27 protein-coding genes are annotated in these 24,757 nt (G+C 65.0%); 16 read left to right on the top strand and 11 right to left on the bottom strand.

From position 1 onward, the window contains the following. Window positions 1-62 precede the first annotated feature (62 nt). On the bottom strand, window positions 63-947 hold the full coding sequence (locus tag UNPA324_RS12155; protein WP_181769370.1) for a dihydrodipicolinate synthase family protein: 885 nt from the start codon (window positions 945-947) through the stop codon (window positions 63-65). 179 nt (window positions 948-1,126) lie between these two features. Here UNPA324_RS12155 and UNPA324_RS12150 point away from each other — a divergent pair, with 179 nt between their 5' ends. The 5 genes from UNPA324_RS12150 (at window position 1,127) to UNPA324_RS12130 (ending at window position 6,975) form a co-directional block, all read left to right on the top strand. Next, complete coding sequence (locus tag UNPA324_RS12150) at window positions 1,127-2,539, top strand: FAD-binding oxidoreductase (protein WP_128919217.1); 1,413 nt, start codon at window positions 1,127-1,129, stop codon at window positions 2,537-2,539. Between the two features lie 9 nt (window positions 2,540-2,548). Continuing rightward, window positions 2,549-3,235: a GntR family transcriptional regulator gene (locus UNPA324_RS12145; protein ID WP_128919216.1), complete on the top strand. Its 687-nt coding sequence runs from the start codon at window positions 2,549-2,551 to the stop codon at window positions 3,233-3,235. Window positions 3,236-3,603: 368 nt separating this feature from the next. Beyond that, on the top strand, window positions 3,604-5,625 hold the full coding sequence (locus tag UNPA324_RS12140; protein ID WP_141934765.1) for a YgiQ family radical SAM protein: 2,022 nt from the start codon (window positions 3,604-3,606) through the stop codon (window positions 5,623-5,625). A gap of 181 nt (window positions 5,626-5,806) precedes the next feature. Then, window positions 5,807-6,265, top strand: a complete 459-nt coding sequence (locus tag UNPA324_RS12135) for an Rrf2 family transcriptional regulator (RefSeq protein WP_128919214.1) — start codon at window positions 5,807-5,809, stop codon at window positions 6,263-6,265. Between the two features lie 26 nt (window positions 6,266-6,291). Continuing rightward, window positions 6,292-6,975 (top strand): class I SAM-dependent methyltransferase, encoded by a 684-nt coding sequence (locus tag UNPA324_RS12130; protein ID WP_128919213.1) that lies wholly within the window; start codon window positions 6,292-6,294, stop codon window positions 6,973-6,975. Window positions 6,976-7,104: 129 nt separating this feature from the next. Here the strand turns inward: UNPA324_RS12130 and UNPA324_RS12125 are convergent, their stop codons facing one another. Continuing rightward, entirely contained in the window at window positions 7,105-7,791 is a 687-nt protein-coding gene (locus UNPA324_RS12125) for a hypothetical protein (RefSeq protein ID WP_141934764.1), read from the bottom strand. Window positions 7,792-8,081: 290 nt separating this feature from the next. Between UNPA324_RS12125 and UNPA324_RS12120 the strand changes: the two genes are divergently transcribed. From UNPA324_RS12120 to UNPA324_RS12100, 5 genes are all read left to right on the top strand, one after another. Continuing rightward, window positions 8,082-8,546, top strand: coding sequence for a hypothetical protein (locus UNPA324_RS12120; protein WP_128919211.1), 465 nt, complete (start codon window positions 8,082-8,084; stop codon window positions 8,544-8,546). A gap of 123 nt (window positions 8,547-8,669) precedes the next feature. Further along, window positions 8,670-9,692: an LLM class flavin-dependent oxidoreductase gene (locus UNPA324_RS12115; RefSeq protein WP_128919210.1), complete on the top strand. Its 1,023-nt coding sequence runs from the start codon at window positions 8,670-8,672 to the stop codon at window positions 9,690-9,692. 98 nt (window positions 9,693-9,790) lie between these two features. Beyond that, window positions 9,791-10,252 (top strand): DUF2846 domain-containing protein, encoded by a 462-nt coding sequence (locus UNPA324_RS12110; RefSeq protein WP_141934763.1) that lies wholly within the window; start codon window positions 9,791-9,793, stop codon window positions 10,250-10,252. Between the two features lie 28 nt (window positions 10,253-10,280). Next, on the top strand, window positions 10,281-10,421 hold the full coding sequence (locus UNPA324_RS35115; protein WP_181769705.1) for a hypothetical protein: 141 nt from the start codon (window positions 10,281-10,283) through the stop codon (window positions 10,419-10,421). A gap of 440 nt (window positions 10,422-10,861) precedes the next feature. Further along, window positions 10,862-11,260, top strand: a complete 399-nt coding sequence (locus tag UNPA324_RS12100) for a VOC family protein (RefSeq protein WP_128919209.1) — start codon at window positions 10,862-10,864, stop codon at window positions 11,258-11,260. A gap of 34 nt (window positions 11,261-11,294) precedes the next feature. Here UNPA324_RS12100 and UNPA324_RS12095 read toward each other — a convergent pair whose 3' ends face one another. Then, entirely contained in the window at window positions 11,295-12,614 is a 1,320-nt protein-coding gene (locus UNPA324_RS12095; protein ID WP_141934762.1) for an aminotransferase class V-fold PLP-dependent enzyme, read from the bottom strand. 158 nt (window positions 12,615-12,772) lie between these two features. After that, window positions 12,773-12,931, bottom strand: a complete 159-nt coding sequence (locus UNPA324_RS35110) for a hypothetical protein (protein WP_181769369.1) — start codon at window positions 12,929-12,931, stop codon at window positions 12,773-12,775. A gap of 437 nt (window positions 12,932-13,368) precedes the next feature. Here UNPA324_RS35110 and UNPA324_RS12090 point away from each other — a divergent pair, with 437 nt between their 5' ends. The 5 genes from UNPA324_RS12090 to UNPA324_RS12070 all read left to right on the top strand — a co-directional run bounded on the left by UNPA324_RS12090 (window position 13,369) and on the right by UNPA324_RS12070 (window position 15,788). Beyond that, window positions 13,369-13,713 (top strand): DUF1236 domain-containing protein, encoded by a 345-nt coding sequence (locus UNPA324_RS12090; protein WP_141934761.1) that lies wholly within the window; start codon window positions 13,369-13,371, stop codon window positions 13,711-13,713. A 114-nt stretch (window positions 13,714-13,827) separates the two neighbouring features. Next, on the top strand, window positions 13,828-14,187 hold the full coding sequence (locus UNPA324_RS12085) for a hypothetical protein (protein ID WP_141934760.1): 360 nt from the start codon (window positions 13,828-13,830) through the stop codon (window positions 14,185-14,187). 233 nt (window positions 14,188-14,420) lie between these two features. Next, complete coding sequence (locus UNPA324_RS12080) at window positions 14,421-14,924, top strand: hypothetical protein (protein ID WP_141934759.1); 504 nt, start codon at window positions 14,421-14,423, stop codon at window positions 14,922-14,924. A 59-nt stretch (window positions 14,925-14,983) separates the two neighbouring features. Continuing rightward, window positions 14,984-15,337 carry a hypothetical protein gene (locus tag UNPA324_RS12075; protein WP_128919204.1) on the top strand — a complete coding sequence of 118 codons (354 nt, stop codon included), beginning with the start codon at window positions 14,984-14,986 and terminating at the stop codon, window positions 15,335-15,337. A 22-nt stretch (window positions 15,338-15,359) separates the two neighbouring features. Beyond that, window positions 15,360-15,788 carry a hypothetical protein gene (locus tag UNPA324_RS12070; protein ID WP_141934758.1) on the top strand — a complete coding sequence of 143 codons (429 nt, stop codon included), beginning with the start codon at window positions 15,360-15,362 and terminating at the stop codon, window positions 15,786-15,788. 51 nt (window positions 15,789-15,839) lie between these two features. Here UNPA324_RS12070 and UNPA324_RS12065 read toward each other — a convergent pair whose 3' ends face one another. From UNPA324_RS12065 to UNPA324_RS35945, 6 genes are all read right to left on the bottom strand, one after another. Then, on the bottom strand, window positions 15,840-16,298 hold the full coding sequence (locus tag UNPA324_RS12065) for a hypothetical protein (RefSeq protein WP_141934757.1): 459 nt from the start codon (window positions 16,296-16,298) through the stop codon (window positions 15,840-15,842). 10 nt (window positions 16,299-16,308) lie between these two features. Further along, window positions 16,309-16,527 (bottom strand): hypothetical protein, encoded by a 219-nt coding sequence (locus tag UNPA324_RS12060; protein WP_141938836.1) that lies wholly within the window; start codon window positions 16,525-16,527, stop codon window positions 16,309-16,311. Window positions 16,528-16,641: 114 nt separating this feature from the next. Further along, complete coding sequence (locus tag UNPA324_RS12055) at window positions 16,642-18,201, bottom strand: hypothetical protein (RefSeq protein ID WP_141934756.1); 1,560 nt, start codon at window positions 18,199-18,201, stop codon at window positions 16,642-16,644. 82 nt (window positions 18,202-18,283) lie between these two features. Next, a complete protein-coding gene (locus tag UNPA324_RS12050; RefSeq protein WP_141934755.1) occupies window positions 18,284-19,423 on the bottom strand; it encodes a glycoside hydrolase family 5 protein in 1,140 nt (379 codons plus the stop codon). Further along, window positions 19,420-21,612, bottom strand: a complete 2,193-nt coding sequence (locus UNPA324_RS12045) for a GumC family protein (protein WP_128919199.1) — start codon at window positions 21,610-21,612, stop codon at window positions 19,420-19,422. Before UNPA324_RS12045 ends, UNPA324_RS12050 begins: the two co-directional genes overlap by 4 nt. Before the next feature lie 77 nt (window positions 21,613-21,689). After that, window positions 21,690-22,340 carry a LysR family transcriptional regulator gene (locus UNPA324_RS35945; protein WP_141934754.1) on the bottom strand — a complete coding sequence of 217 codons (651 nt, stop codon included), beginning with the start codon at window positions 22,338-22,340 and terminating at the stop codon, window positions 21,690-21,692. Window positions 22,341-22,482: 142 nt separating this feature from the next. Between UNPA324_RS35945 and UNPA324_RS12035 the strand changes: the two genes are divergently transcribed. After that, the gene (locus tag UNPA324_RS12035; protein WP_141934753.1) at window positions 22,483-23,715 is read left to right on the top strand and encodes an MFS transporter; all 1,233 of its coding nucleotides are present in this window, start codon (window positions 22,483-22,485) and stop codon (window positions 23,713-23,715) included. Here UNPA324_RS12035 and UNPA324_RS12030 read toward each other — a convergent pair. Beyond that, complete coding sequence (locus UNPA324_RS12030; RefSeq protein WP_128919196.1) at window positions 23,708-24,751, bottom strand: zinc-binding dehydrogenase; 1,044 nt, start codon at window positions 24,749-24,751, stop codon at window positions 23,708-23,710. The two genes, UNPA324_RS12035 and UNPA324_RS12030, sit on opposite strands and share 8 nt — an antisense overlap. Between the last annotated feature and the right edge of the window lie 6 nt (window positions 24,752-24,757).

Here is a 24,757-nt window from a genome sequence, read left to right as displayed (position 1 = left end):
CGAGCCCATTGCGACACGTCGCGCGCGAAATTCGTGGCGACGTATCACGATTTTGTGCGGCCTCACGCGATGGCAGGCGCCGTCGACTCGTCGAGCTTGCGCTTCAACGCGGCGCCGTCCGACGAGGCGCGCAGCGGCGGGCGCACGCGCAGCCACGCGGCATCGCCGGTCTGCGCCGCAAGGATCGCCTTCAGCGTGGCAGTGAACGACGGCGTCTTCAGTACGACGTCGATCGCGGCCTGCATGCGCGCTTCGACAACCTTGCCGTCGACCATGCCCTTGACCAGCTCGGGCACGACATTGGCCATGCCGCAGATGGTGCCGGCGCCGCCCGCGGCAATCGCGCGGGCGATATCGGCTTCGTTGCCGACGGTGATGGCGAGCTCGGGAGCGACAGTGCGGAATGCCTGGAACTGCTTGAAGTCGCCGCTGGAGTCTTTCAGACCCGCGACCACCTTGCCGTAACGTTTGCGCAAGCTCGCAGCGACGGTGGTGGGGATCGCAACGCCCGACGTCTGCGGGATGTGATAGAGATAGGCGCGCAGCCGATCGTCGGCGATGCCGTCGATGATCGCGGCGAAGGCATCCTCGATGCCTTCGCCCGTGACGCTGCGATCGAAATATGGCGGCAGCAACAGGACGTGACGCAGGCCGAGGCCGAGCACGGCGCGCGTGAGGGCGATGCTGTCGGTGATGGCGGGGAAGCCGCCGCCGATGCCGATGCGTTCCGGGGCGACGCCGGCCTTGAGCACGGCCTCGATGGTCGCGATGCGCTCGCTGACATTGAAGGAGGTGCCCTCGCCCGTGGTGCCGAACAGCACGACGCCGTCGACGCCCTTGCCGAAGAGCTGCTTGGCGTGAGCCGCGAGCTTCGCTACGTCGACGCTGCCGTCCGTCGCCAGCGGCGTCGCCGATGCCACCCAGAACCCGCGAATTGCCTCGGTCATCACACTGCCCTTTGCTTCGATCCCGAACTAAGCCATTGATCTTCAACGATCTTACGAAGCTTCATCGGTCATTGTTTTTGCTTTACTTTTCGTCTTGTACCTTACATACAAGCGACACGCAAACTCTTTCCGCCGCAATCGCGCACATCAGGCGCAGCCAGCTTTTGAGGAGGTCTCGCATGAACATGGTGACCCCCATCGGACACCCCGACCAATTGCTTGGCGCCCTGCGCGACAAGCTCGGCGCAGCCGCGGTGTTGATCGGCACCGACGTGCCGGCGCGCAATTGCAACGACTGGAGTGCAAGCCTGCCGCAGGCGCCGCTGGCGGTGATCCGACCCGTGGACGCGCAAGGTGTCGCCGACGCCATTGCGACCTGCCGACAGGCGCGTCTGCCGTTCGTGCCGCAGGGCGGACTGACCGGACTGTGCCGCGGCGCCTCGCCCGAAGCCGGCTGGGTCGCGATCTCGCTGGAGCGCATGACCGGCATCGAGGAGATCGATCCTGCCTCCGCAACGATGACGGTGAAAGCGGGCACGCCGCTGGAGACGATCCAGAAGGCCGCGGACGAAGCCGGCTTCTTCTTTCCACTCGACCTCGGCTCGCGCGGCTCCTGCGCGATCGGCGGCAATCTCTCGACCAATGCCGGCGGCAACCGCGTGATCCGCTACGGCATGACGCGCGAGCTGGTGCTCGGCCTCGAAGTCGTGCTGCCCGACGGCACCATCATCACTGGCCTCAACAAGCTGATGAAGAACAACGCGGGCTATGACCTCAAGCACCTCTTCATCGGCTCCGAAGGCACGCTCGGCATCATCACCCGCGTGGTGCTGAAGCTGTTCCCGAAGCCGCGCTCGACCATGGCCGCGCTGTGCGCGCTGAAGGATTATGCCGCGGTGGTCGCGCTGCTCGGCGCGGCGCGCAGCGGGCTCGGCCCGCTGCTGTCGGCTTTCGAGGTGATGTGGCCGGACTATTGGGACGTGATCACGAATCGTGCCGGCGTGAAGCCGCCGATCGCCGCGGGCCACGGTCTCTACGTGCTGGTGGAAGCACAGGGCACCGACGAGAGCGTGGACGCGCCGCGCTTCCAGGCCTGGCTCGAGGAGCTGATGGAGCGCGGGCTGCTGGCGGATGCCGCCGTGGCGCAATCACTGGCGCAGACGCAGGCCTTCTGGCGCGTGCGCGACATCTGCGCCGAGTTCGGCCAGGTGCTGGGGCCGCATATCTCCTACGACATCGGCCTTGCGGTGGCGCGGATGGACGAGTTCGCTACGCGCTGCAAGGCGGCGCTTGCTTCCGGCATCAAGGGCTGCGAGAGCGTCTATTACGGCCATATCGGCGACGGCAATCTGCACCTCGTCTCCTGGGTCACCGGCCTTCCCGTCGAGCAGCAGCCGAAGGAAGAGATGGACGCGATCATCTACGGTCTGGTCCGTGAGCTCGGCGGCAGCGTCTCCGCCGAGCACGGCATCGGCACCTTGAAGAAGAAATGGCTGGGCCATGCCCGCAGCGAAGCCGAGATCGCGCTGATGCGGACGCTGAAAGCGGCGCTCGATCCCGATCAGCTGCTCAATCCCGGCAAGGTGATCTGAGAAACGCCAATGCGCTCGCTCAAGCTCGATACGCCGAAATCGCTGTCGCAGCGGGTGATGCAGCGGCTGCGGCAGGCAATCATCGACGGCGAGTTCGCGTTAGGGGCCGCCATCTCCGAGGAGATGGTGGCCAATTCCTTCGGCGTCAGCCGCACCCCGGTGCGCGAGGCCATGGGCCAGTTGCAGGCACAAGGCCTTGTGGTGATCCGGCCGCAAGTCGGCAGTTTTGTCTTTACGCCGAGTGCGGATGACATCAATGCGCTCTGCACCTTCCGCATCGCGCTCGAGCCCAAGGCCGCCGAGCTCGCCTATCGTCACGATCGCGACGGTGCGGTCGCCTCGATGAGCGAGGCGATCGCGGCGATGGAGCCGGCGGTTGTGGCAAAGGACAACGTCGCCTATGGCCGCGCCGACGCCGTCTTTCACGAGGCGCTGTTCGCCCATTGCGGCAACCGCTACCTCGCCGAATCCTATCAGCTGGTCTCCGGCCGCGTCGCCGCGCTTCGCACCAATCTGACCTCGCCGATCGACGTGCGCACCCGCACGTCGTTCGACGAGCATCGCAAGCTGCTCGATTTGTTCGCGCGCGGCGAGCTCGCCGCCTTCGAAGAATCGATGACCACGCACATCACCAATTCGGGCGTGGTCTATGCCAAGGCCTTGAGGGTGGAGACGCCCGAAGTGGATCGAGCGTGACTATTTCGCGTCCAGCCGTCCCGGCCTGTCCAGGAAATCCAGCGCGGTGTTGATCTGTTCGAGCTGGTGCTCGATCTTGTCGCGATCCTCGACCGATGGCGCCTTTTCGAGCTGTTCCACGAGCTTCTGCTTTCGCGACAGCAAGTTCTCTATGACCGTACTCACAGCTCCCCCATCGCCCCATCGAGGCAGGATTGCGGATTGAGCAGGCGCGCACGAGCCGGGCCACGCCGACCCTCGCGTCAATGTTCCCGGCGGCAGTTGGTTCCAGCGATTCGCATGTGAGGCCGTCGGATGGAGCCACGCAGTCCGATAACGGAATGACCGCCAGTTGAATTCACGGGCCGAGAGCCCTATGCCTACGCCCCATGGACACCCAGATCGCCACCGCCGCAAAGCCCCTGATGGCGCAAGCCCAGCCGCGCAAGCCGGCGCCGTTCCTTCCCATGAGTCGCGCCGAGATGGACGCGCTCGGCTGGGACGCCTGCGACATCGTGCTGGTGACCGGGGACGCCTATGTCGACCATCCGAGTTTTGGCATGGCGATCATCGGCCGATTGCTGGAGGCGCAGGACTTTCGGGTCGGCATCATCTCGCAGCCGAACTGGCATTCGGCCGAGCCGTTCAAGGTGCTCGGCAAGCCAAAAGTGTTCTTCGGCGTCACCGGCGGCAACATGGATTCCATGGTCAACCGCTACACCGCGGATCGACGTCTCCGCCATGACGATGCCTATACGGCCGGCGGCGAAGGCGGCAAGCGGCCGGACCGCTGCACTGTCGTCTACGCCCAGCGCTGCCGCGAGGCGTTCAAGGACGTAGCCGTAGTGCTCGGCGGCATCGAGGCCTCGCTGCGCCGGATCGCGCATTACGACTATTGGTCCGACAAGGTGCGCCGTTCGGTGCTGGCCGACGCCAAGGCCGACCTCCTGCTGTACGGCAATGCCGAGCGCGCCGTGGTCGAAGTCGCGCAGCGGCTCGCCGCCGGCGAAGCGCCGCGCGCGCTCGACGACATCAGGGGCGTCGCGCTGTTTCGCAAAGTTCCTGCGGACTACACCGAGCTGCACGCCGACGATCTCGATTCCGCCGACGAGGGCGCCACGCGCCAGAAGGGCGCGACCGTGATCCGGCTGCCGGCACTGGAGCAGGTCGAGCAGGACAAGGAAGCTTATGCGCGGGCGTCGCGCGTGCTGCACCGGGAGAGCAACCCCGGCAATGCGCGGCCGCTGGTGCAGCGTCATGGCGACCGCGATCTCTGGCTCAACCCGCCGCCGATCCCGCTCACCAGCGACGAGATGGACGCGGTCTACGACCTGCCCTACGCGCGCGCCCCGCATCCGTCATATGGCGATGCGAAGATTCCAGCCTGGGACATGATCAAGTTCTCGGTGACGATCATGCGCGGCTGTTTCGGCGGCTGCACCTTCTGCTCGATCACCGAGCACGAGGGCCGCATCATCCAGAACCGCTCGGAAGGATCGATCCTGCGCGAGATCGAGAAGATTCGCGACAAGACGCCGGGCTTCACCGGCGTAATCTCCGACATCGGCGGCCCCACCGCCAACATGTACCGGATGGCGTGCAAGGACCCGAAGGTCGAAGCCGCGTGCCGGCGGCCGTCCTGCGTCTTCCCCGAGATCTGCCCGAACCTCAACACCTCGCATGACGATCTGATCCGGCTCTATCGCAAGGTGCGCGAGACAAAAGGCATCAAGAAGGTGATGGTGGCTTCCGGCGTGCGCTACGACCTCGCGGTCGAGAGCCCGGAATACATCAAGGAGCTCGTCACCCATCACGTCGGCGGCTATCTCAAGATCGCCCCTGAGCACACCGAGCGCGGCCCGCTCGACAAGATGATGAAGCCGGGCATCGGCGCCTACAACAAGTTCAAGCGGATGTTCGACGAAGCCGCCGAACGCGCCGGCAAGAAATATTATCTGATCCCCTATTTCATCGCGGCGCATCCGGGCACGACCGACGAGGACATGATGAACCTCGCGCTGTGGCTGAAGAAGAACCGCTATCGCGCCGATCAGGTGCAGACCTTCCTGCCCTCGCCGATGGCAACCGCGACCGCGATGTACCACACCGGCGTCAATCCCTTGCGCGGCGTGCGCCACGGCGGCAGCGACAAGGTCGAGGCGATCAAGGGCCTGCGCCAGCGCCGCCTGCACAAGGCGTTTTTGCGCTACCACGATCCCGACAACTGGCCCGTGCTGCGCGAGGCCTTGATCGAGATGGGTCGCCGCGATCTGATCGGCTCACAGCCCTATCAGCTCGTGCCGGCGCACCAGCCGCCCGGCACCGGCAAGGCGGCCGGCACACGGCGGCCGGTGCGGCCGGGCGGCAAGACGCAGAAGTTCACGACCAAAGGTCTGCGGGTGATGAAGTAGGCGCGAAGCGCTCCGGCTTGCCTCGCGCGTCGCGTCTCCGAGACAGAATTGTCGAAAACAACCCCATGCACAGTAGACGGCATGAGCGGGATCAATGGGTTAGGACGCGTATAAACCGGCTGATCTCTGGGTGCGCGCAGACCGCTTGACTTCGCCGCCATCACGTAACATGTAAAGTTACATGAAACGAGATTCCCGACTCTCCGGCGTTCTCCACATTCTCCTGCACATGGCGCAGCAACCGGGGCCGTTCACGTCCGAGACCCTGGCCAGGGCCATGGACACCAATCCGGTGGTGATCCGCCGCATCATGGCGGGCCTGCGGGAGATCGGTTACGTGCGCTCCGAGAAGGGGCACGGCGGCGGCTGGACCATTGCCTGCGACCTGTCGAAGGTGACGCTGCGCGATGTCTATGCCGCGCTCGGCAATCCCCCGCTTCTGGCCATGGGCAACCGGACCGAGTCGCCCGGCTGTCTGGTGGAGCAGGCCGTCAATGCCGCGCTCGACCAGGCCTTTGACGATGCGGAAGCGCTGCTGCTGGCGCGGCTCGGCGAGGTGACGCTGGCGATGCTGGGCGAAGATCTTCGCAAGCGGCTCGGGTCCCGAAAGATCCACGACATCAGCGCGCATCGCGCGTGAACGGCTCCAGTCACGGGGACAACATCATGACCGACATTCAAGCCGCATTCTCCGATCCGCAATTCGTGGCGAGATACACCGAGGGGCCGCGGCGCTTCGTGCCGGGCTATGACGCCATGCAGTCCATGACGGCGATTCTGCTCGCCGAAAGCGTCCCCCGCGATGGGCAGGTGCTCGTCCTCGGCGCGGGTGGCGGCCTCGAGCTCAAAGCGTTTGCGCAAGCACATCCCGGTTGGCGCTTCGACGGCGTCGATCCGTCCGCGGCGATGCTGGCGCTGGCCGGGCAAACCCTGGGATCGCTCGCACCACGTGCACGCCTGCATCAAGGCTATATCGACGATGCGCCGGAGGGACCGTTCGACGGTGCCACCTGCCTGCTGACCCTGCACTTCGTCGATGTCGCCGAGCGGCGCCGCATCGCCTCGGAGGTCCGCCGCCGGCTCAAGCCGCGCGCGCCGTTCGTGGTCGCGCATCTGAGCGCGCCCGATGGCGAGCAGGAGCGCCCACTGTGGCTGTCGCGCTACTCCGCGTTCCTGGCGGCGTCAGGCGTCGAGCCCGAGCAGGCTGCGGCCGCGCGGAACGCCGTCACCAACCATCTGGAGATTCTCGCACCGGCGCAGGACGAGGTGATCTTGCGCGAGGCCGGCTTTTCCGATCCTACGCTGTTCTACACCGGCTTCGCCTTCCGCGGCTGGGTGGCCTACGCGTGAGACATCACGACGGCCGGGGATTCATGCCAGAGCCGGATGCGCCGGCGTGTGTGGACATGATTCCTTGCCCCGCGAATGAGGCGGTGTGACAACGTTTCTTTTAGCGCCAGATTGAGCAGAGCAGCCACTTCAATTCGTCGTGGTCTTGCCGCCACGCATGGACACGAGCCTGTCCTCACGAAATCGGAGAATGAGCCATGCGGTCTCATCAAAACCGTCTGCGAGCTTTCCGTGGTGAGAATACACCATCTGGGCCGCTTCCGACTTCGACGGCGGTCCCAGCGCTGTGACGACCTCCGAACGCGACATACCTAAATGCAGCTTGCCGTCGAAGACGAGGGGCGCGAACTTTTCCGGGATGATGGCGCAATCGGTCGAGGTCTCGGTGTCGTTCTCGGTGCGCTCTTCAACGACTTCTGTGACGAGATGGTCCGGGCCGCCCATCTCTCCGCTGGACACGATCCATAGTCGATGCTGCGCGCGCCTATAGCACAACCAATAGACACTATCTCCGGCGTCACCTTGGTGTTGGATGGTCCCTTTGCCCACGGCTTCGCGAACCGCGCCGAGCCGCGTCTTCTCGAAGCGGCCGGCGAATGCGCCCAGCGAGAAGCGGGTCACCAATCTCTTCACGACCGTCGGAGGCACGTGCTCGAACGCATGTTCGCGGTCTGGAGGCGGAGGTGTCTGCGCGGAGCAGTCGTGCGCGGGGATCGCGAAAAGGAGAAGCACCAGGAAGAGCGCCTTTCGACCATCGACTCCGAATTGCCCTCCATTGAAGATTGAGCGCTTCCGCATAGCTCGATAGCTCATCATTTTGGGCTCAAAGCTTTCTTCACCCGCCCGATCGCTTCCAGGGCGTCGGGATTCGGCCTGTCGCTATTTCCCCGAACCCTCTTCCGACCCTTGGTCGGGGTTACAATTCAAATGGTTCATATACGAACTCGGCTCACCCACGTGAGCGGTGGCATTCTCCGCGGCTGCAGACGCATCACCGACATTAACCCTGTTGGGAAATGGTTGGCCGCACGTCGGCTGCCGCCGACAAGTTGCCTTATTGCGGCGGAGAATTTTCGGCGGCGCTAACCCCGGGTTAGAGGCGCATTATGCTGAAGATGGCGTTGTTGGGCCTCCTCATCCTGTTGAGTGCAGGCGTACTGTCGGCAATGGAGCTGAGCGCACCACCGCGTCGCGCCGTCGCGATCGCCCCGCCGCTTGCCGAGCAGGGCGCAAGCGTCTCTGCTTCCCATGACGCGTTGCCGAAGGCCGATCGCCTCGATGTTGCCGCCGTGAGCAGCGCGATGCCGACACAGGTTGCTCCGGTCGATAATTCCGTTGCTCCGCGAGACATCCAAGTCGGTTCGACCACGCCGGAACCGGTCGTCCGTCATCGGCGCAATGCAAAGACGATCGCGGCCGCCGAACGCCCCAAGCCGAAGCCAAAGGCAATTGTTGCCAAGCGGACGACCAATGTTCAGGGTGCAAAGGCCGCCGGCGAGACCGAGCCCTGTCGGCTCAAGGCGTTTGGCGGCTTGCTCAAAGCGCTGAATTTGACCGGTTGCGAGATCTGAGGACACCGCAAGCCCAAACCCCTGCCTGCTTTCGCCCAGGGGGGCTTGCGGCCCATACGCCTTGTCGCCATCTTTCTCGGCCGACGCCTCGCAAATTCTTCCGGTCATGCATACGTTGCGTCCATGAAAAAAATCGGATTCCTCTCCTTCGGACACTGGACCCCCTCGCCGCAATCGCAGACCCGCTCGGCGGCGGACACGCTGCTACAATCGATCGAGCTTGCGGTCGCGGCCGAGCAGCTCGGGGCCGACGGCGCCTATTTCCGCGTGCACCATTTCGCGCGGCAGCTCGCTTCGCCCTTTCCGCTGCTCGCGGCCGTCGGCGCCAAGACCAGCAGGATCGAGATCGGCACGGCCGTGATCGACATGCGCTACGAGAACCCACTCTACATGGTGGAAGACGCCGGAAGTGCCGACCTCATTGCCGGCGGCCGGCTGCAGCTCGGCATCAGCCGCGGCTCGCCCGAGCAGGTGATCGACGGCTGGCGCTACTTTGGTTATCTCCCGGCCGAGGGGCGGAGCGATGCCGACATGGGCCGGCGCCATGCCGAGGTCTTCCTCGACCTCTTGCGCGGCGAAGGGTTTGCGGAGCCCAATCCGCGGCCGATGTTTCCGAACCCACCGGGGCTGTTGCGCCTCGAGCCGCATGCGCAGGGCCTGCGCGAGCGAATCTGGTGGGGCGCCGGCTCGAACGCCACCGCGGTGTGGGCGGCCAAGCTCGGCATGAATCTGCAGAGCTCGACGCTGAAGAACGACGAGACCGGCGAAGCCTTTCACGTGCAGCAGGCGGCGCAGATTCGCAGCTTTCGCGCCGCGTGGAAGGAAGCCGGCCACGCCCGCGAGCCACGCGTGTCCGTCAGCCGCAGCATCTTCGCGCTGATGAACGACCGCGACCGCGCCTATTTCGGCGGGGAGCGCGGCGGCGAAGACCAGATCGGCTTCATCGACCCGCAGACCCGCGCGATCTTCGGCCGGAGCTATGCGGCGGAGCCGGAGGTGTTGATCGAGCAGCTCAGGCAGGACGAGGCGATCGCCGAGGCGGATACCCTGCTGTTGACGATCCCGAACCAGCTCGGCGTCGATTATTGCGCGCATGCGATCGAGGCGATCCTGACGCATGTGGCGCCGGCGCTTGGGTGGCGTTGACATGAGTCGGCACTGCACGACCAGAAGTCGCGATTGACTTCATACGCTACCCCGCCAAAGATGCCCTGGGGACTGTTGGACTGAACCAGGGGGCTGGAATGCGCTTGTATCCGGGGATCTTTGCCGTGGCTTTCTTGCTGGCGGGGTGCGCGTCAGGGCCGACGGGCAGCGCGGCTCTGACGGATAACGTGAAGGCAAATACCGCGCGGCTGGTGGTCTATCGCTCATCCGCCCTGGGTTTCGCGGTCCAGCCAAGCTATTCGGTAGATGGACGCGTCGTTGGAGGCAGTCAGGCTGCGGGTTTCGTGGCTTGCGACCTGGCTCCGGGCCGCCACGAGGTTGCGGTCAACAATCTTCCGCTGAGCAGCAATCTGTTCGGGCAAGGCAGCGAGAAGGTGAGCCTCGATCTGCGCGCCGGCAGCACCATCTACCTCTCCGCCCAGCCGCAGATGGGAATCATCACGCCCGGTGCAATCACGTTGATTCAGGTCACGGAAAGCCAGGGCCGTGCCGACGTCGCCAGCTTGCATCAGAGCAACGGCTCATGTGGCAAGGCGTGATCTGAGGCGCTCCGCCGTCGAAACGCGGATGAAACGCCTTGTCCTGCAAATCATCTTGCGCCTCGGCCGCTATGCGATCCTTCCGGTCGTCGCGCTGGCCTGCACGATTCTCGCCAACTGTGCGCGCGTTCATAAAGAAGACGCGAAAGACCCCACGCACCGAGATTGAACTGGCGTTACGGAGAGCCAATGAGATCACATGACAATCTCGCTCGAATAGAAGGTTAGTTTTGTCATAGGCAATCGTGCCAAATGGAAAGAAGGTCACGTGACAATTCCGTTCGACAAGCTTGCGCTATGCCGAGGCTACCGGCAGCAAGTTCCGGGTACGTCTATCGGCAGCCTGATCTGCCACCTGCCCCCTCGCCCGCCTTCACGCTCGCATCGATCAGCAGCATCGCCGCCGCGAGCGCCGACTGGGCGGGACTGCTTCGGACTGCTGCCCGGTGACGTAGATGCCTTATCAGCAATAGCGGGGGCGTCGCCGTGGAGGGGTGCGCGCGCCCCATGGCGGGGGCGAGCTGTGCAAGTCCTCAGCGCGACTGGACCCAGGTCGTGCTATCCTCGTCTTCCTGACGCCGAGCTTGCCGCCATCAGCCGGGTCGCACGATGAACCAGCATCTGTCCCTCGTCAGCCTCGTGGTCGCGGACTACGATGAAGCGATTGCCTTCTTCACGCGCGCGCTGAATTTCGAGCTTTGCGAGGACACGCCGCTCGGTGGCGGCAAGCGCTGGGTGGTCGTGCGGCCGCGGGGCCAACCTGGCACTGGCCTGCTCCTGGCGCGGGCGGACGGTCCGGCGCAAACGGCGCGCATCGGCGACCAGACCGGCGGGCGCGTCTTCCTGTTCCTGGAAACGGATGATTTCGAGCGCGATCATGCGCGCATGGTCGCCGCGGGCGTGCGTTTCGTCGAGGCGCCACGGCATGAGGCCTATGGCGTCGTGGCGGTTTTCGAGGATCTCTGTGGCAACCGCTGGGACCTGATCCAATCAGTCAAGCGCAATTGACGCAGGAGCGGCCGCTCCCCCGCCTCGCGCAGCCTCATCCCGTCTTCGTCCCGGTGATGACGGCCAGTGCCTCGACGAGGCGATCGAGATCGGCCTCGTCGGTAAAGAGCGACGGCGTCACACGGATGCATTGGCCCTTGGCGACGCCGGCCCGGCGCACCGTCATGATCTTGTGGCCGTCGCGGAGCTTCACCACGATGGCCTCATTGTCGGCCTTGCTGGTCTTGCCGGCGAGGCGAAATGAGGTGATCGCGCCGTAAGAGCCGACCTCGTCCGGCGTCAGAATCTCGATGTCCTTGAATCCGCGGGCGCGGCTCACCCAATAGTCGCGCAAATGGCGCAGGCGGGCCTGCTTTGCCGCGGCGCCGATCTGCTGATGCAGCGCCAGGGCCGTCGGCACCGTCAGCACCGTGGCGAAATTGACCGTGCCGGTATGAACCCGCGAGCGGATGTCGCTCTCCGCAAAATCCTCGTCGCCCATGTCGCGGTCGATGGCGGCGAGGCGGTCCTTCCTGATGTAGAGGAAGCCCACGCCGAGTGGCGCGCCGATCCATTTGTGCAGATTGAAGCCGACGAAATCGGTCTCGAGCTCACTCACCCGGAAGTCGATCTGCCCCCAGGAATGCGCAGCGTCGACAATGGTGTCGATGCCTTTGGCCTTCGCCATGCGGGCGATCTCGGCGATCGGCATCACGAGGCCGGTGCGGTGGCTGACATGGGTCAGCAGCAGAAGTCTCGTCTTCGGGTTGGCCTCGATGGCGCGGGCATAGGCGTCGAGCACCGCCTGGCGGGTGGCAGGCTCCGGCACGTCGAACTTGACCACGTCGACGCCGCGGCGCGCGCGAAGCGCATTCATCGCATACTGCATCGAATCATAGTCGAGATCGGCATAGAGCACGCCGTCGCCGGGCTTCAGCCTGTTGTAGCCGCCGATGAGGAGCTGCAGCGCTTCGGTCGCGCCGCGGGTGAGCGCGATTTCCTCCATCGCCGCGCCGACCGCCTCCGCCACCCTGGCGCGCACGGAATCGAAATCCGCGCCCGCGCGCTGCCGCGCGTAATAGGTGTTCTGATAGTTGATCATGTCGGACTGGCGGATGAACTCGCGCCTCACCGGCTCGGCCATGATGCCCCAATAGCCGTTCTCGAAATTGACGACATCGGCCGTCACGGCATAGAGCCGCTTCACGTCCGCCCAATAGGCCTTGTCGGTGGCGGTTGCGACGGCCGAACCGGCCGGCGGCGCAACAAGCCCCTCGGCCGCCATCACCGGCGCCGCAAGCGGCGCCACAGCTGCGGCCGCAAGGCCCTTCAGGATCGACCGGCGGTCAGACGAAAGGGTCTCAGTCAAATGCATATCAGCCTCCACGACGCGCGGCGAAAGGAACAGCGATCCATAGAGCGCGAATGACAAAGCGGTGACAATTCGATGATGCCGGGCCGTGCACGCGTGCTCATGGCGTAACCGGCTCGCCGGCGCGTTGGGCCGGCCGAAGCGCCGCAACTCTCACGATGTCACCACAAGGCAGCGTTGGCGGCCTGCTGGTAGATCATCGCGGCGACGAGGGAGAGCAGCAGGCCCGCGCCTGCGAAGATCATCAGCACCTTCAGAGTTTCGACGTCGACGCTGGTTTGCGTCACACGGGATATTACCCTCGCCAGTGCAGCCATCATCGCCCGCTCCGAACAGAGCCGCGCGGGAGCGAGGCCCTGGTTCATCTAGCGTCATTGACCAAGTTTACGTGTGAAGCAGATTACAGGTGAGCTTGCGAGCTGAGCGGCAGGTGCGCCATCACAATTGACAACAAGACGCCGCGCTGCCCGGAGCGCGGTTATCGTTGAGCTGCGGATTGCGCGGGCCCCGGCTTCTTCCGTTTAGAAACCGGGGCCCTTCACGTTCAATGCATATGGCCAATGAGATAAATGCCGCCGCCGACGACCAGGATGGCGGGCACGGCCCACAGAATCAATACGGGCATTTTTCCTCTCCTCCAATCAGCTGCTCCCGAGAACGCAACGGAAAAAAAGGACAAACGTTCCGCCGCGAACGGAACGGGCAGGTGGATGGCGAGTTCATCGCAGCGCCGCATACAGCGGCGAGGGAGAATGCGATGAAGAAATTCATGCTGATATCGGCCGCCGCCCTGCTGGTCTCGACCAGCGCGATGGCGCAGACCACCGTCACGACAACGACCGGCGCCGGGCATGGTGCTGCCATACAAATCGAACCGGAATATCGCACCAAGATCCGGTCCTACGTCACCGAGCACAAGATCCGTCCTGTCGAGACGCGCGAGAAGATCGTGGTCGGCTCGCCAGTGCCGCGCGACGTCGAACTCGCGACCGTTCCGAGCGACTGGGGTCCTTCGCTTACCAAGTACCGCTACGTCTATTCGGGCAGCCACGTGATGCTGGTCGATCCCGAGACCCGAATGGTCGTCCAGGAGGTCGACTAACGCCGCCGCGGCGGGCCGTGGAGGAGCGGCCCGCCGCGTTATCGCACCTTATTCCCGCCGCGGTCCCACCTGATGCCCATCATCCGATACTTCCTGTTTGCAGGCGCATTCGCTGTGGCGCTGCTGTTCGCACTCGATCGCTCGCTGCCGCCGCTCGCCGAAATCTCTACAGACCCCGGTGTCGATCGCAGCATCATTCGCATCCACTCCGCGCGCGCTTGGCCTGAAAATATCATCTTCGACACGTCCACTCAGATCGCGATCGCGGCCTCCTCGCCCCTGCTTGCTACCGAGCGGCAAGAGGATCAGGCCAACCGCGCGTTTGCGATGGCGCCGCACAAGCCAGAGACCAGGATCACACCTCCATCTCAGCCGAGCGCCGTTCCGGCAAAGAGCTTCCGTTCGAAGCGAACAGCGCGTACAGCCCCTTCAAGGCGGCTCTACGAGCGTCAGGTGATGGTCGGAGCATTCTGAGATTTGCTTGACCTCGACCGCGGCGCACTGCGTGCATTGCTGCAAGCGTCCGGCCCCGATGAACATTGAATGAACGAACGAATGCGGTGCGCTGCCCTCTCCCGCCGCAGAACTCGCCATGAGCAGCAATCAATGCGTCAGCGTTTCCGACACAAGGAACGTTTGCGCGATTGCCAATTTATCCCGGGCCCGATTTGGCAATTTGGTTTTTGAAAACCCTGGAGGAGAACGACATGCGGATTCTGAAGCTTTCTGCGGCTGCGGCCGCGCTGCTCGCCGGCACGGCGCTCGCGGTTGCGCAATCGAGCTCGACGGTTGGCACCGGCGGTTCGTCGGCGGGCGGTGGCACCAGCAGCTCGACGGTTGGCACCGGCGGCTCTTCCGCTGGCGGCAGCGGGTCAGGCTCCGCCTCGACGCTCGGCACCGGCGGCTCGTCGGCAGGCGGCGGCACCAGCAGTTCGACCGTGGGCACGGGTGGCTCGGCGGCCGGTAGCGGCACCGGCAGCGGCTCGGCCTCGACGCTCGGTACTGGTGGCTCATCGGCCGGCGGCGGCAAGAGCTCGTCTAGCGTCGGCACCGGCGGATCGGCCGCAGGCAGCGGCTCGACGGTTGGTCAGTCGGGCGCGTCGAAGTCACCCGGCATGGGCGACGGCAAGTCCGGCAGCCATGCCAGCGACATGGGCCTGGAAAAGGGCAAGGGTCACCACAAGGACGAGTGGAAGAAGGACAAGGATTGATGCCTCGGGAAGGAGCGGCAGCAATGCCGCTCCTTCCCCTTTGTCGGTGGAGAACTCGCATGAATAGATCAATCGTTGCGATCGCAGCGTTGGCATTGATTGCCGGCGCGGCGCAGGCGGCAACCATGGAAAAGACCGGCAAGACAGCGTCGGGTGAGACCTGCAAGGTCACCGTCGAGAAGCACGCGGACGGCAGCATCAGCGCGGCCGGAGCGTCGGGTTCGGGCACGACTGGATCGACGGCGTCGAGCGGTTCGCTGTCGAGCTCGAGCTCAGCCGGCGGATCGTCAGTGCATGTGCAGGCGGGCGGCGGCAGTGTCTCGAGCTCCTCGTCGACAGCGGGCGGTCCTGGCACCACCCGTGCCAGCACCATCACCGTCAACGGCTGCACGATCTCGACGTCGTCCCCCTAAGATTCATCGAGAGGATGGAAACATGAAAACCTTGCTTACGACCTCGGCGGTCGCAGTTCTGCTGACTGCCACCTCACCTGTTCTCGCACAGAAAAGTATCACCGGCGGAAGCGCCGGCTCGGCCGCAGTAGGCGGCACGTCGGCCTCGACGGTCGGCACCGGTGGCACGTCCACATCGGCGACGGGCAGCACCGGCTCGTCGATCGCGACCGGTGGCAGCGCCGCTGCCGTGAACGGCAAGACCCAGACCGGCGTCAGCATGAACAAGGGCAACGGGCCGGTGTTGAATTCCAACGCCCGCGCGCAAGCCCATGAGGGCGGCACGTTCAGCCGCTCGCATACGCGCACCCAGGTCAAGGCCGGCGAAGAGGTCGGTTCGACCACCAAGACGATGTCGCACGTGCCGGGCTCGAAGCCGACCATGTCGACCACATCGACGACCTCGCGCTGACCTCACGACCTGCTGCCCGGCTTGCCCGGGCAGCTCTTTTTTGGATCCGATTCAGTCGGCGCTCAGGCTGTGGCTGATCCGGGTGAGGAGATGGTCCCATTGCCGCTTCTCGGCCGCGGGATAGTTGATCAGCACGCAGTGCACGTAACCTCGCGAAAAATTGCAGCGGTCGTACCAGATCTTGTCGCGCTTGATGCTGGAGACCACGAAGAAATTCGGCGCGATCCGTTTATAGATGATTCCGGGCGGCGGATCCTTCCTGGCCAGGAATTGAGCCGGCGAAAGATGCTGCCGGTTGGAAACAGCCTGGACGGTGAGATCGGCCCAGCCGTCGGAGGTGCGAAATTGCTGGCCGTAGCCGTCGGGCTTGCCGGCTATCTCCGTGAAGACTGAGACGGGAACGTCGACCGAGGTTCCTGTCTCGGCAATCCGATAGGTCGTCCAGCTATCTGCTTTCGCGCCGGAGAGCGTGACAGACAGCGCAATGACGGCAGCAGCTATCGTCTTCATGTCGGCCTCATCATTTGCGCGGCGCCAGTTGCAGCTCCATCAGGGCGATCCGCTGCAAATTCGCGACGTTGCGCTCGCCCGCACCTGCCGTGCGCAGAATGGATTCCGCGAGCGCGTTGACGTGCGAAGCGTGCACGGGCTCCGGTAGTGTGGCAACGGCAGCTTCCAGGGCGGTCGTCATGATCTCGATCGCCTCGGGCGAAAATTCGGCGTTGGAAAAATTCTTCATCGTGTGCGTCGGCCCCTGGTGCGGGCCGTCGATCAACGCCAGGGAAAAGTGGAAGTTCCTGGATCGACGTGCGCCTAACTAGGCATCGAGCAGGCCGGCCGGCGGGCCGCCGCGCTACATCACGGGCTGGTAGTGCGCGAGCGGCTCGCGTTCCGCGTCCTCGCGCGCAACGGTCTGCATTCTCACATGGCTGCCGATGACGAGGCCGGTGAGCGAGAGCATGAGCCCCAGCGCGAGCGGCGCGAACAGCGCCTCTTCCTGAAACAATCCGTTGAGCAGCACGACCATGACGCCGAAGCCGGCGAGACCCTGCGTCAGATAGCCCGACGAGGCGTAGAGACGCCAGGCCTTGAGAGCCGTCGCGAAATAGAAGGCCAGCGGCACGAAGGCGGCAATGCCCATCTGGTACAAGAGAACGCCGATCGCGCTCTCGACCGCGCCATCGATCGTTCCGGCCGCCTGCGCGGCGCTCCAGTCGATGGAAAAATAGCTCTCCGACAAGTTGCCACCGATGCCAAGGCCCCGGCCGAAAGGTCTCTGCACGAATCCGTCTAGACCGCCCATCAGCCCAATGACGTGATAGTCGCCGATCTGCAGTCCGAGGCGGATCGCCACAACCGCAAAGGCGATCATGCCGAGGAAGCCGAGCAACAACGTCACTACGGCGCCGAGCAGCCCGGTCGCGATCCAGGCCGCGACCACGAAGATCACCACGATGATCGCGCCCTTCACGCTGCAAAGAACCAGCAGCGGCAACGCTGCGAGGGCCAGCAACGGGCGTCCCACCGAGAACAGGAACAGGGCGAGGAAACCGATCCCGTAAGCGAAGCTGATCGGGTGCATGTTCGCACCGTTGATGCGCAGCAGCTTCGACAGGCCGAACCCTTCGAGCAAGGGTGTGTTCAGAAAGTCGAAGCTGAAGCGGTCCTTGAGGTCGACGGGCACGTTACCGGTGGCCCTCATCTGGGCTTCCCAGACACCCGAATGCGTCGCCTTGAGCTCGTCGAAACCCCAGAACGTATAGCTGTTGGTGATGGCAAGCCAAACATCGCGGAAGACGAGCTCGACGTACCCGCACAGGATGAGGATGACCGCGAGCGTCACCAGGAACGGCGTGATCCGCACCTCGTAGGTCGCCGCCGTCAGCAGCGACAGCTGGAACAGGAACAGCGGCAGCACGATGTTGCGCAGATAGACGGCCGCCGGCTGCCCGTCCTGGATGAAGCCGATCGCGAAATACACCGACACCACGGCGAGGGTGACGACACCCCAGCGCATGATCCGGTTCACTTCAGTCGACTGATTCCTCTGGCCCAACACGTAAAGGCCGAACGTCGCCAGCCACATGACGGAGCAGACGAGAAAATTATAGCCCTTGATGAAGTCGAGATCGGACGGCAGCGGCACCAGCGGCGACAGGATCGAGACGAACAGATTCTGGAAGAACAGAACGAAGATCGCGATGGCCGGCGCATAGGTCGGGACCGCCACGACGATGGCGATGCCGACCAGGACCTCGACCGCAATCGCGAGTGCCGGATTCGCCAGATGCAGGACCGGCGCGAAACCGATCGTTGCGATGGCGATGCAGAATGTCGCGGCGAGCTCGCGCCAGGCCGGCGGCCATGGCCCGGCCGGCACGGCCTGAACCTGCGGTAAGTCGGCGGCGCTCATCAATCGTCCTTTGGCATCGCGCTTCAGGCACGATAGCGGGGCGATGTGTAAGGATTCGTTAACGATAGCGGAACGCCCGCGGTCAGTGCCGGCCGGGCCGGGTCGGGCCGAGCAGCGCCCGCATCACGTCGGGATCGGGCCTGCCGGTGCTGCGGTCGACGAGGCCAAAGCCCTGCGCCAATTCCCAATGCGCCCAGCTCCAACAATGCTCCCTGGCATAAGCGGTGACTTCGGCCAGCCAGCGCAACCGGCTTTCCCGGGGCGCGCCGGCTTTCAACACGCCGAATTCGTTGACGATGATCGGCCGCGCGAATTGCTGCTGCCATTGCAGCGCGGGCGCGAGCCAGCGATCGGCCGTCGGCTTGTCCCTGGCGGCGGCGATCGCGACGTCGAGCAGGCCGAGCGCCTTGGTCGCGCCCCTCGCCTGCAAATCCTGGCGCATCGCCCGAACCTTGGGATCGCCGGCGTCGATCGGATAAGGCAGATCGATGATGTCGTGCAGCGGATCCTGAGCATCCCAATGGGCCTGATGGGTGAACACCATCGGATCATAGAAGTGGATGGCGTAGACGACGTCCGGGTCCTGCAGCGGACGAAACCGCGGCAGCGAGTCCGCGCGCTGCCAATTGACCGGACCGACGATGAGAGTGGTGGCGGGAAGCAATTTGCGTACGAAAGCGGCGAGCGCCTCGACCTCCGTCTGCCATTTGTCGGCGTCGATATCCGGCTCGTTGAGCAGCTCGGCGAAGACGCGATTCGCTGGATAAGATCGAATGACATCCGCAAGGCCGCTCCAGGCCTCCTGCATTTCCTGCAGCGCCGCGTCCGGATCCTCCTTGTGCAGGCGGTTGAAGCGTTCGCGGGGATGAAGATCGACGGAGGTCGAATAACCGAGCGCGGTGAGCTGCTTCAGCGCCTTGTCGAGCACACCCAGCGTCGCGTCGCGCTCGGTCTTCGATGCGAAACGAGGCATCACGCGCTCGGCCGGCACCGGCAAGCGGACATGGCTCATTCCCGCCCTGCCCAATTGCTGCAGCAATTCGCGGCTCGGCACCTCGCCGTTGATCCAGCCGTCGGCATTGAAGCCGCGAGACAGTGCGGCAAGCCTTGCCGGCGCGACGGTGTGCGGGACGGGTACGCAAGCGTCGGCAAGGACCGGGGGACCGCACGAGATCGACACGAGCATCGCCGCGGCCAGCAGACGACGGCGCGAGCCAGTCATCGTGAAACCGCAAGCCCCAATGCGCCCTCGGGCTGCGGCGCCTGCGCGCCCGCGGGCGCATGATTGACGACGAGCCCCGTCGGCACGGTCTCGTAGCGCGACAGCGCCGCGGTTACCCGGCGCATCGCCGCCGAGCCGAGCTCGCCGGCGCGCGCCACCAGCACGATCAGATCCGCATGCACCGCCAGCGCGATGGCATCGGGCTGCAGGGCGAGATTGCCGGCATGAACGATGATCAGATCGAACTCGGAACGGATATCGTCCTCAGGTCGCGCATCGGCCTTGCGGCCGGCGCTCAGCAGCTCGTCGATCGACTGAAGTCCCGCGGTGGTCGAGCCGTCATTCCATTCGGTCACCGGAGGCTGGTGACCTGCGAATTCCCCCTGCAGCCGGATCAAGACGCTCATCATGCCGCGGTTCACGGCGGCGCGATTCATCGCGCGCGCAACGGTGTTGCCGCCGGCGCTCTTGCCGACCGACAACACGAGAGCGACCTTGCAACCGCGCACCGGTACGCGATCGATCCGCTCGAGCAGCGGCCGCAGATAGACGCCGAGATCGAGCTCGGCCGAGGTCGCAATCGGTCTTTGCCAGACGGTGTTGGTCGCGGTCCCCGACGCCAGATCGGGGATGCGGGCCCAGACAGGAAGCCGCGGCATCGCCTCGGGCCGGCTTACGGCGGCGGCCGGAGGTTGGACGTGAGGCTGAACTTGCGGCTGGACTTGCGGCTGGACTTGGGACCGGTCATGCCGGCCTTGTGTGTTCCCCACCGCGACATGTACGGGAGCTTCGGTGGGCGCAGACTGGTCGGATAGGCTCGCCATCGCCGCAACGACGGCGGTCGACGTCAGCAGCGAGCCGATCGCCAGCGCCGCCAGCAGCAGCGCGAGCGGCGGACGCGTCGAGCGCAGCGGCGGAATGGCGGGTGACGCGATCTTGGTCTGCGACGCCTGCAGCTGACGCTGCTCGTTGGTAGTCTTGAACCTCGACAGGAACTGCTCGTAGATGTTCCGGTTGGCATCGGCATCGCGCTGCAGCTCCTGCAGCTTCACCAGCGCCTGCCCGTCGACCAGCATCTGCGTCTCGACCGCCTTGAGCTGCTTTTCCAGCGCGTTCTGCTGCTCCAGCTGGGCTTCATATTCGGACTTGGCGGTATCGATGTTCTTCTTCCGCTCGACCTCGATCTGCCGGTTGATGTCAGCCAATTGGCTGTAGGAGATAGCGAGGTCGGGATGGCGGTCGCCGTACACCGCCTTCTTCTGCGCGATCTGGTCATTCAGGGCCGAGCGCTGCGCCCGCAGCATGCTCAACAGGTCCTGCTTCACCGGCCCTTCGACGTTGGCCTTGAGATCGCGTTGCACCTGCTCGTAGCGCGCCTTGGCTTCCTCGGTGCGAAGACGCGCGGCGGAGACCTGCTGATTGAGATCGGTCACCCGCAATTGCTGGGTGGTGGAATCCTTGCCGGCATTGAGGATCTTGTGCTCGAGCCGGAAGGCGGCAACGGCATCTTCCGAGGCGCGCAGCCGCTCGTTCAACGTCTTCAGCCGGTCCTTGAGCCAGTCGGCGGCCTCGTCCGTCGCCGCGGTGCGGGCGCGGCCCTGGCTGGCGACGAACGCCTCGGCGATGGCGTTGGCGTAGGAGGCGGCCCGTTCGGGGCGGTTCGAGGTGAAGGAAATCGCAATGACGTAAGTGAGCCCGCGGCGCGTGATCTCGAGGCGGCTGCGGAATTTTTCGAGCAGGCGCGTCATGTCGGTCTGACCGCCCGAGATGTCATCGTCATCAGCGATCTTGAGCTGCTCGATCAGGGGGCGGAGAAAGCCGTCCGATTTGGCGATCTCGATCTGGCTCTGCAGCGCCGCGGCATCCTGGCCGATGCCCGGCAAGACGTCCTGCTCCGTGGTGATGCGCAGCTCCCGGGGGTCGAGCACGACCAGGGCCGTCGCGGCATACCGGACCGGCAGAACCATCAGGACGATGACGCCCAAGGCGAACAGTGCCAGCGCCAACGTCAGAATGCGCCGGCCGTTCTCGCGCAGGAAAGAGAGTGCTCCGGAGACGGTCAGCGATCCCCTGATCAGCCCGGGGCCGGCGCCGTCGGGCCGCGTGCTCGCAGCCCGCGGCGCTTCCCACGAAGCCGCAGGCTCCGTCGGGGCGATGCTTCGCGGAGATGCGCGGCTACCGAACGCCATGGGGTTGAACTCGAAATCAACTGACAGTCACAATTCAGAGGCTTTCGACACCGTAAATAGCCATGGTTAACCCGCGGTTACGGCCGGCGCGAAGCCGTCATGGCGCGCGGCTTGGCCGTGCCCGCGACCAGGGCCGCCCTGGGTGTGGCCGGACGCGCGGGCTCGACATCGCCAAGCAGGCAGGACCGCAGGGCTTCGATCTCCGGGCAATCGGCGGTACCGAGCGGAGCGATCAGGAAGCCGCGCTCCAGAGGCTCGCATTTGTAGCCCGGGTAACGCTGCACCCGGTCCGAGATTACGACATCGACCTTGCCTTCGAGCAGCTCGTGCAGCCCCGCCGGTTGGCTGATGCGAATGGTGAGCTGTGGCTGGGCGCGGCGGAATTGCGCCAGACGCGCCCGCAAGCCGTCGACGGCAAAGCTTGCGTGCAGCCCGATATGCAGCAGACTTGTGACGCCCTCAGGCTTGAGCTCGGCAGTTGCCTCGGCAAGGCAGCGAAACGCCTTTCGGACCTGCGCCAGATAGGTTTCGCCGGCCGAGGTCAGAATGACCTGCCGCGTCCGCCGCTCGAACAGCTGCACACCGAGCCGCTCCTCCAGCAGGCGGACCTGCTGGCTGACTGCGCCGGCGGTGACATGCAGCTCATGGGCGGCCTGCTTGAAGCTGAGATGGCGGGCGGCCGCCTCGAAGGCACGCAGCGCATTGAGTGGCGGCAGCAGATAAGTCATGGCCGGCTCCGGGCGATGCGGGGGGACCGGCAGGATGCATGAGTTTTGCTCGCGCGACAAAAGAGAAATCCTGCTTTGTCGCCGGTGACGGCGGGCGATACCCCGGGGCCGACCTTTGCGCAGCCCGAGGAAACCCGCCGCAGTGCCGCCTAAAAAACCGTCGATCGAAAATTCGTATTCGTGGATTCGCCTCGCCGTCTCCATCGCCCTCAGCACGCTGGGCTGTGTCGGCATGTGGTCGCTGGTCGTGGCGTTGCCGGCGGTGCAAGCCGATTTCAATGCGCCCCGCGCCGCGGCGGCCCTGCCCTACACATTCGCCATCGTCGGCTTCATGGTCGGCGGCATCATGGTCGGCCGCCTGGCGGATCGCTTCGGCATCCTGCCGCCGCTGGCCGGCGGCACGATCCTGATGAGCCTCGGCTATGTCCTCACCGCCTTTGCGCCGAGCCTGCCAATGTTCGCGATGATCTCAGGCGTCACGATCGGCCTCGGCGGCGCAGCGAGCTTCGCGCCCTTGGTGGCCGACGTCTCCTTGTGGTTCGACAGGCACCGCGGCCTTGCCATTGCCCTGGCAACGGCCGGCAGCTCTCTCGCCGGCGTGGTCTGGCCACCCGTCGTTCAGCATGCCATCGCCGCGCACGGCTGGCGGCAGGCCCATATCGGCATCGGACTGTTCTGCTTGGTAACAATGCTGCCGCTCTCTCTGGTTCTGCTGCGGCGGCCGGTCGCCGACGCGGCTGCGCGCGAAGCGACGAAGAGCGGCGACACGATGCAGGCTATCGGCCTGCCCCCTTCCGTCACCCAGGGCCTGCTGGCCTTGGCCGGCATCTGTTGCTGCGTCGCCATGGCGATGCCGCAGGTCCATCTGGTCGCCTATTGCGGCGACCTCGGCTACGGCTCTGCGCGCGGCGCCGAGATGCTGGCGGTCATGCTCGGCTTCGGGGTGGCGAGCCGCCTGATCTTCGGCGGGGTGTTGAACCGCATCGGAGGCCTGCCGACGCTGCTGCTGGGCTCGGTGATGCAGGCCGTGGCGCTCGCGCTCTATCTGCCGTTCAATGGGCTGGTCTCACTTTACGTCGTGTCCGCTGTGTTCGGCCTGGCGCAGGGCGGCATCGTGCCGAGCTATGCCGTGATCGTCCGCGAGCTGTTTCCGGCACAGGAAGCCGGCTTTCGCGTCAGCCTCGCCATCTCGGTCACGCTCGCGGGCATGGCGATGGGCGGCTGGATGGCCGGCGCGATCTACGACTGGACCGGCTCCTACGCCTCGGCGCTGGTCAACGGCATTGCCTGGAACATCGTCAACATGGCGATCGCGGCCTGGCTGCTGCAGCGCCAGCGCCGACATGTCGTCGGTGCCTGTGTCGCGCTCAGCTGATGTTCAGCAGGATTCGTCCCGAGGTGCCGCTGCGCATCAGGTCCAACGCGTCGTTGACGTCGTCGAGCGCGAACTGGTGGGTCACGATGCCGCGGTAGCTCACCTTGCCGGCGTCGCTCAGGCGGACGAGACGCGGGATGTCGCGCGCCGGCTGGCATTGCCCGCCTTCCGAGCCCTTCAGCACCTTCTCGAAGTGGAGCGGCAGCGTGTAGATCTCGGCCTTCTCGCGGGGAACGCCGACGAGGATGCAGCGGCCCTTCTTCGCGGTGATCTCGTAGGCAAGCTCGATCAAATTCTTGACGCCGGTGGTCTCAACGACCTTGTCGGGTCCGTCGGCACCGGTGATGGACCGAACCTCGGCGGCCACATCCTTGACCGCTTCGGAGTTGATGGTGTGGGTGGCGCCGAACTGCCTCGCCATTTCGAGCTTGTTGTCGAGGCGGTCGATCGCAATGACGGGATAGGCGCCGACCATCGCGGCAAATTGCACGATGTTCAATCCGACGCCGCCGACGCCGAACACGACGACGGCCTCGCCGATGGCGATTTGCGCGTCGTTGTTGACGACGCCGAGCGCGGTCGTCACGGCGCAGCCGAGCAGCGGCGCGCTGGTGCGATCGATCGAGGCCGGAACCGGCGTGACGCGATTCTCCGACACCACGGCATATTCGTTGAAGGTGGTGACCCAGCCGGCATTGAGGCGCTTGCCGCGCCAGGAATAGACCGGCGTGTTGGACTGGATGCCCTTGCCCGGCCGCCAATGCATGACGACGGTGTCGCCCTGCTTGCAGGAGACGACGCCGGGTCCGGTTTCGACGATCGTCGCCAGCGCCTCATGCCCCAACAGGTGCGGCAGGAACTTGTCGACGCCTTTGACGGCGTCGATCTCGTTGATCTGCGCGCCGCAGATGCTCGACGTGTGCACGTGCGCGAGCACCTGGCCGTGTTCGAGCCTATCCGGCAAATTGAACTCGTCGACGATCAGCGGCTTGCCCGACTCGACGAGAATGGCCGCCTTGGCAGTCTTGATGTCCATGAGGAG

Source organism: Bradyrhizobium sp. UNPA324, assembly GCF_006658635.1.
Classification (GTDB): Bacteria; Pseudomonadota; Alphaproteobacteria; order Rhizobiales; family Xanthobacteraceae; genus Bradyrhizobium; species Bradyrhizobium nanningense.
This window is presented reverse-complemented; position numbering and strand designations above follow the sequence as displayed.

What these genes read in the sequence shown, in the direction of transcription:
- UNPA324_RS12155 (WP_181769370.1), bottom strand. Translation starts at nt 947, where the DNA reads ATGACCGAGGCAATTCGCGGGTTCTGGGTGGCATCGGCGACGCCGCTG.
- UNPA324_RS12150 (WP_128919217.1), top strand. Translation starts at nt 1,127, where the DNA reads ATGAACATGGTGACCCCCATCGGACACCCCGACCAATTGCTTGGCGCC.
- UNPA324_RS12145 (WP_128919216.1), top strand. Translation starts at nt 2,549, where the DNA reads ATGCGCTCGCTCAAGCTCGATACGCCGAAATCGCTGTCGCAGCGGGTG.
- UNPA324_RS12140 (WP_141934765.1), top strand. Translation starts at nt 3,604, where the DNA reads ATGGACACCCAGATCGCCACCGCCGCAAAGCCCCTGATGGCGCAAGCC.
- UNPA324_RS12135 (WP_128919214.1), top strand. Translation starts at nt 5,807, where the DNA reads ATGAAACGAGATTCCCGACTCTCCGGCGTTCTCCACATTCTCCTGCAC.
- UNPA324_RS12130 (WP_128919213.1), top strand. Translation starts at nt 6,292, where the DNA reads ATGACCGACATTCAAGCCGCATTCTCCGATCCGCAATTCGTGGCGAGA.
- UNPA324_RS12125 (WP_141934764.1), bottom strand. Translation starts at nt 7,791, where the DNA reads ATGATGAGCTATCGAGCTATGCGGAAGCGCTCAATCTTCAATGGAGGG.
- UNPA324_RS12120 (WP_128919211.1), top strand. Translation starts at nt 8,082, where the DNA reads ATGCTGAAGATGGCGTTGTTGGGCCTCCTCATCCTGTTGAGTGCAGGC.
- UNPA324_RS12115 (WP_128919210.1), top strand. Translation starts at nt 8,670, where the DNA reads ATGAAAAAAATCGGATTCCTCTCCTTCGGACACTGGACCCCCTCGCCG.
- UNPA324_RS12110 (WP_141934763.1), top strand. Translation starts at nt 9,791, where the DNA reads ATGCGCTTGTATCCGGGGATCTTTGCCGTGGCTTTCTTGCTGGCGGGG.
- UNPA324_RS35115 (WP_181769705.1), top strand. Translation starts at nt 10,281, where the DNA reads ATGAAACGCCTTGTCCTGCAAATCATCTTGCGCCTCGGCCGCTATGCG.
- UNPA324_RS12100 (WP_128919209.1), top strand. Translation starts at nt 10,862, where the DNA reads ATGAACCAGCATCTGTCCCTCGTCAGCCTCGTGGTCGCGGACTACGAT.
- UNPA324_RS12095 (WP_141934762.1), bottom strand. Translation starts at nt 12,614, where the DNA reads ATGCATTTGACTGAGACCCTTTCGTCTGACCGCCGGTCGATCCTGAAG.
- UNPA324_RS35110 (WP_181769369.1), bottom strand. Translation starts at nt 12,931, where the DNA reads ATGATGGCTGCACTGGCGAGGGTAATATCCCGTGTGACGCAAACCAGC.
- UNPA324_RS12090 (WP_141934761.1), top strand. Translation starts at nt 13,369, where the DNA reads ATGAAGAAATTCATGCTGATATCGGCCGCCGCCCTGCTGGTCTCGACC.
- UNPA324_RS12080 (WP_141934759.1), top strand. Translation starts at nt 14,421, where the DNA reads ATGCGGATTCTGAAGCTTTCTGCGGCTGCGGCCGCGCTGCTCGCCGGC.
- UNPA324_RS12075 (WP_128919204.1), top strand. Translation starts at nt 14,984, where the DNA reads ATGAATAGATCAATCGTTGCGATCGCAGCGTTGGCATTGATTGCCGGC.
- UNPA324_RS12070 (WP_141934758.1), top strand. Translation starts at nt 15,360, where the DNA reads ATGAAAACCTTGCTTACGACCTCGGCGGTCGCAGTTCTGCTGACTGCC.
- UNPA324_RS12065 (WP_141934757.1), bottom strand. Translation starts at nt 16,298, where the DNA reads ATGAAGACGATAGCTGCTGCCGTCATTGCGCTGTCTGTCACGCTCTCC.
- UNPA324_RS12060 (WP_141938836.1), bottom strand. Translation starts at nt 16,527, where the DNA reads ATGAAGAATTTTTCCAACGCCGAATTTTCGCCCGAGGCGATCGAGATC.
- UNPA324_RS12055 (WP_141934756.1), bottom strand. Translation starts at nt 18,201, where the DNA reads ATGAGCGCCGCCGACTTACCGCAGGTTCAGGCCGTGCCGGCCGGGCCA.
- UNPA324_RS12050 (WP_141934755.1), bottom strand. Translation starts at nt 19,423, where the DNA reads ATGACTGGCTCGCGCCGTCGTCTGCTGGCCGCGGCGATGCTCGTGTCG.
- UNPA324_RS12045 (WP_128919199.1), bottom strand. Translation starts at nt 21,612, where the DNA reads ATGGCGTTCGGTAGCCGCGCATCTCCGCGAAGCATCGCCCCGACGGAG.
- UNPA324_RS35945 (WP_141934754.1), bottom strand. Translation starts at nt 22,340, where the DNA reads ATGACTTATCTGCTGCCGCCACTCAATGCGCTGCGTGCCTTCGAGGCG.
- UNPA324_RS12030 (WP_128919196.1), bottom strand. Translation starts at nt 24,751, where the DNA reads ATGGACATCAAGACTGCCAAGGCGGCCATTCTCGTCGAGTCGGGCAAG.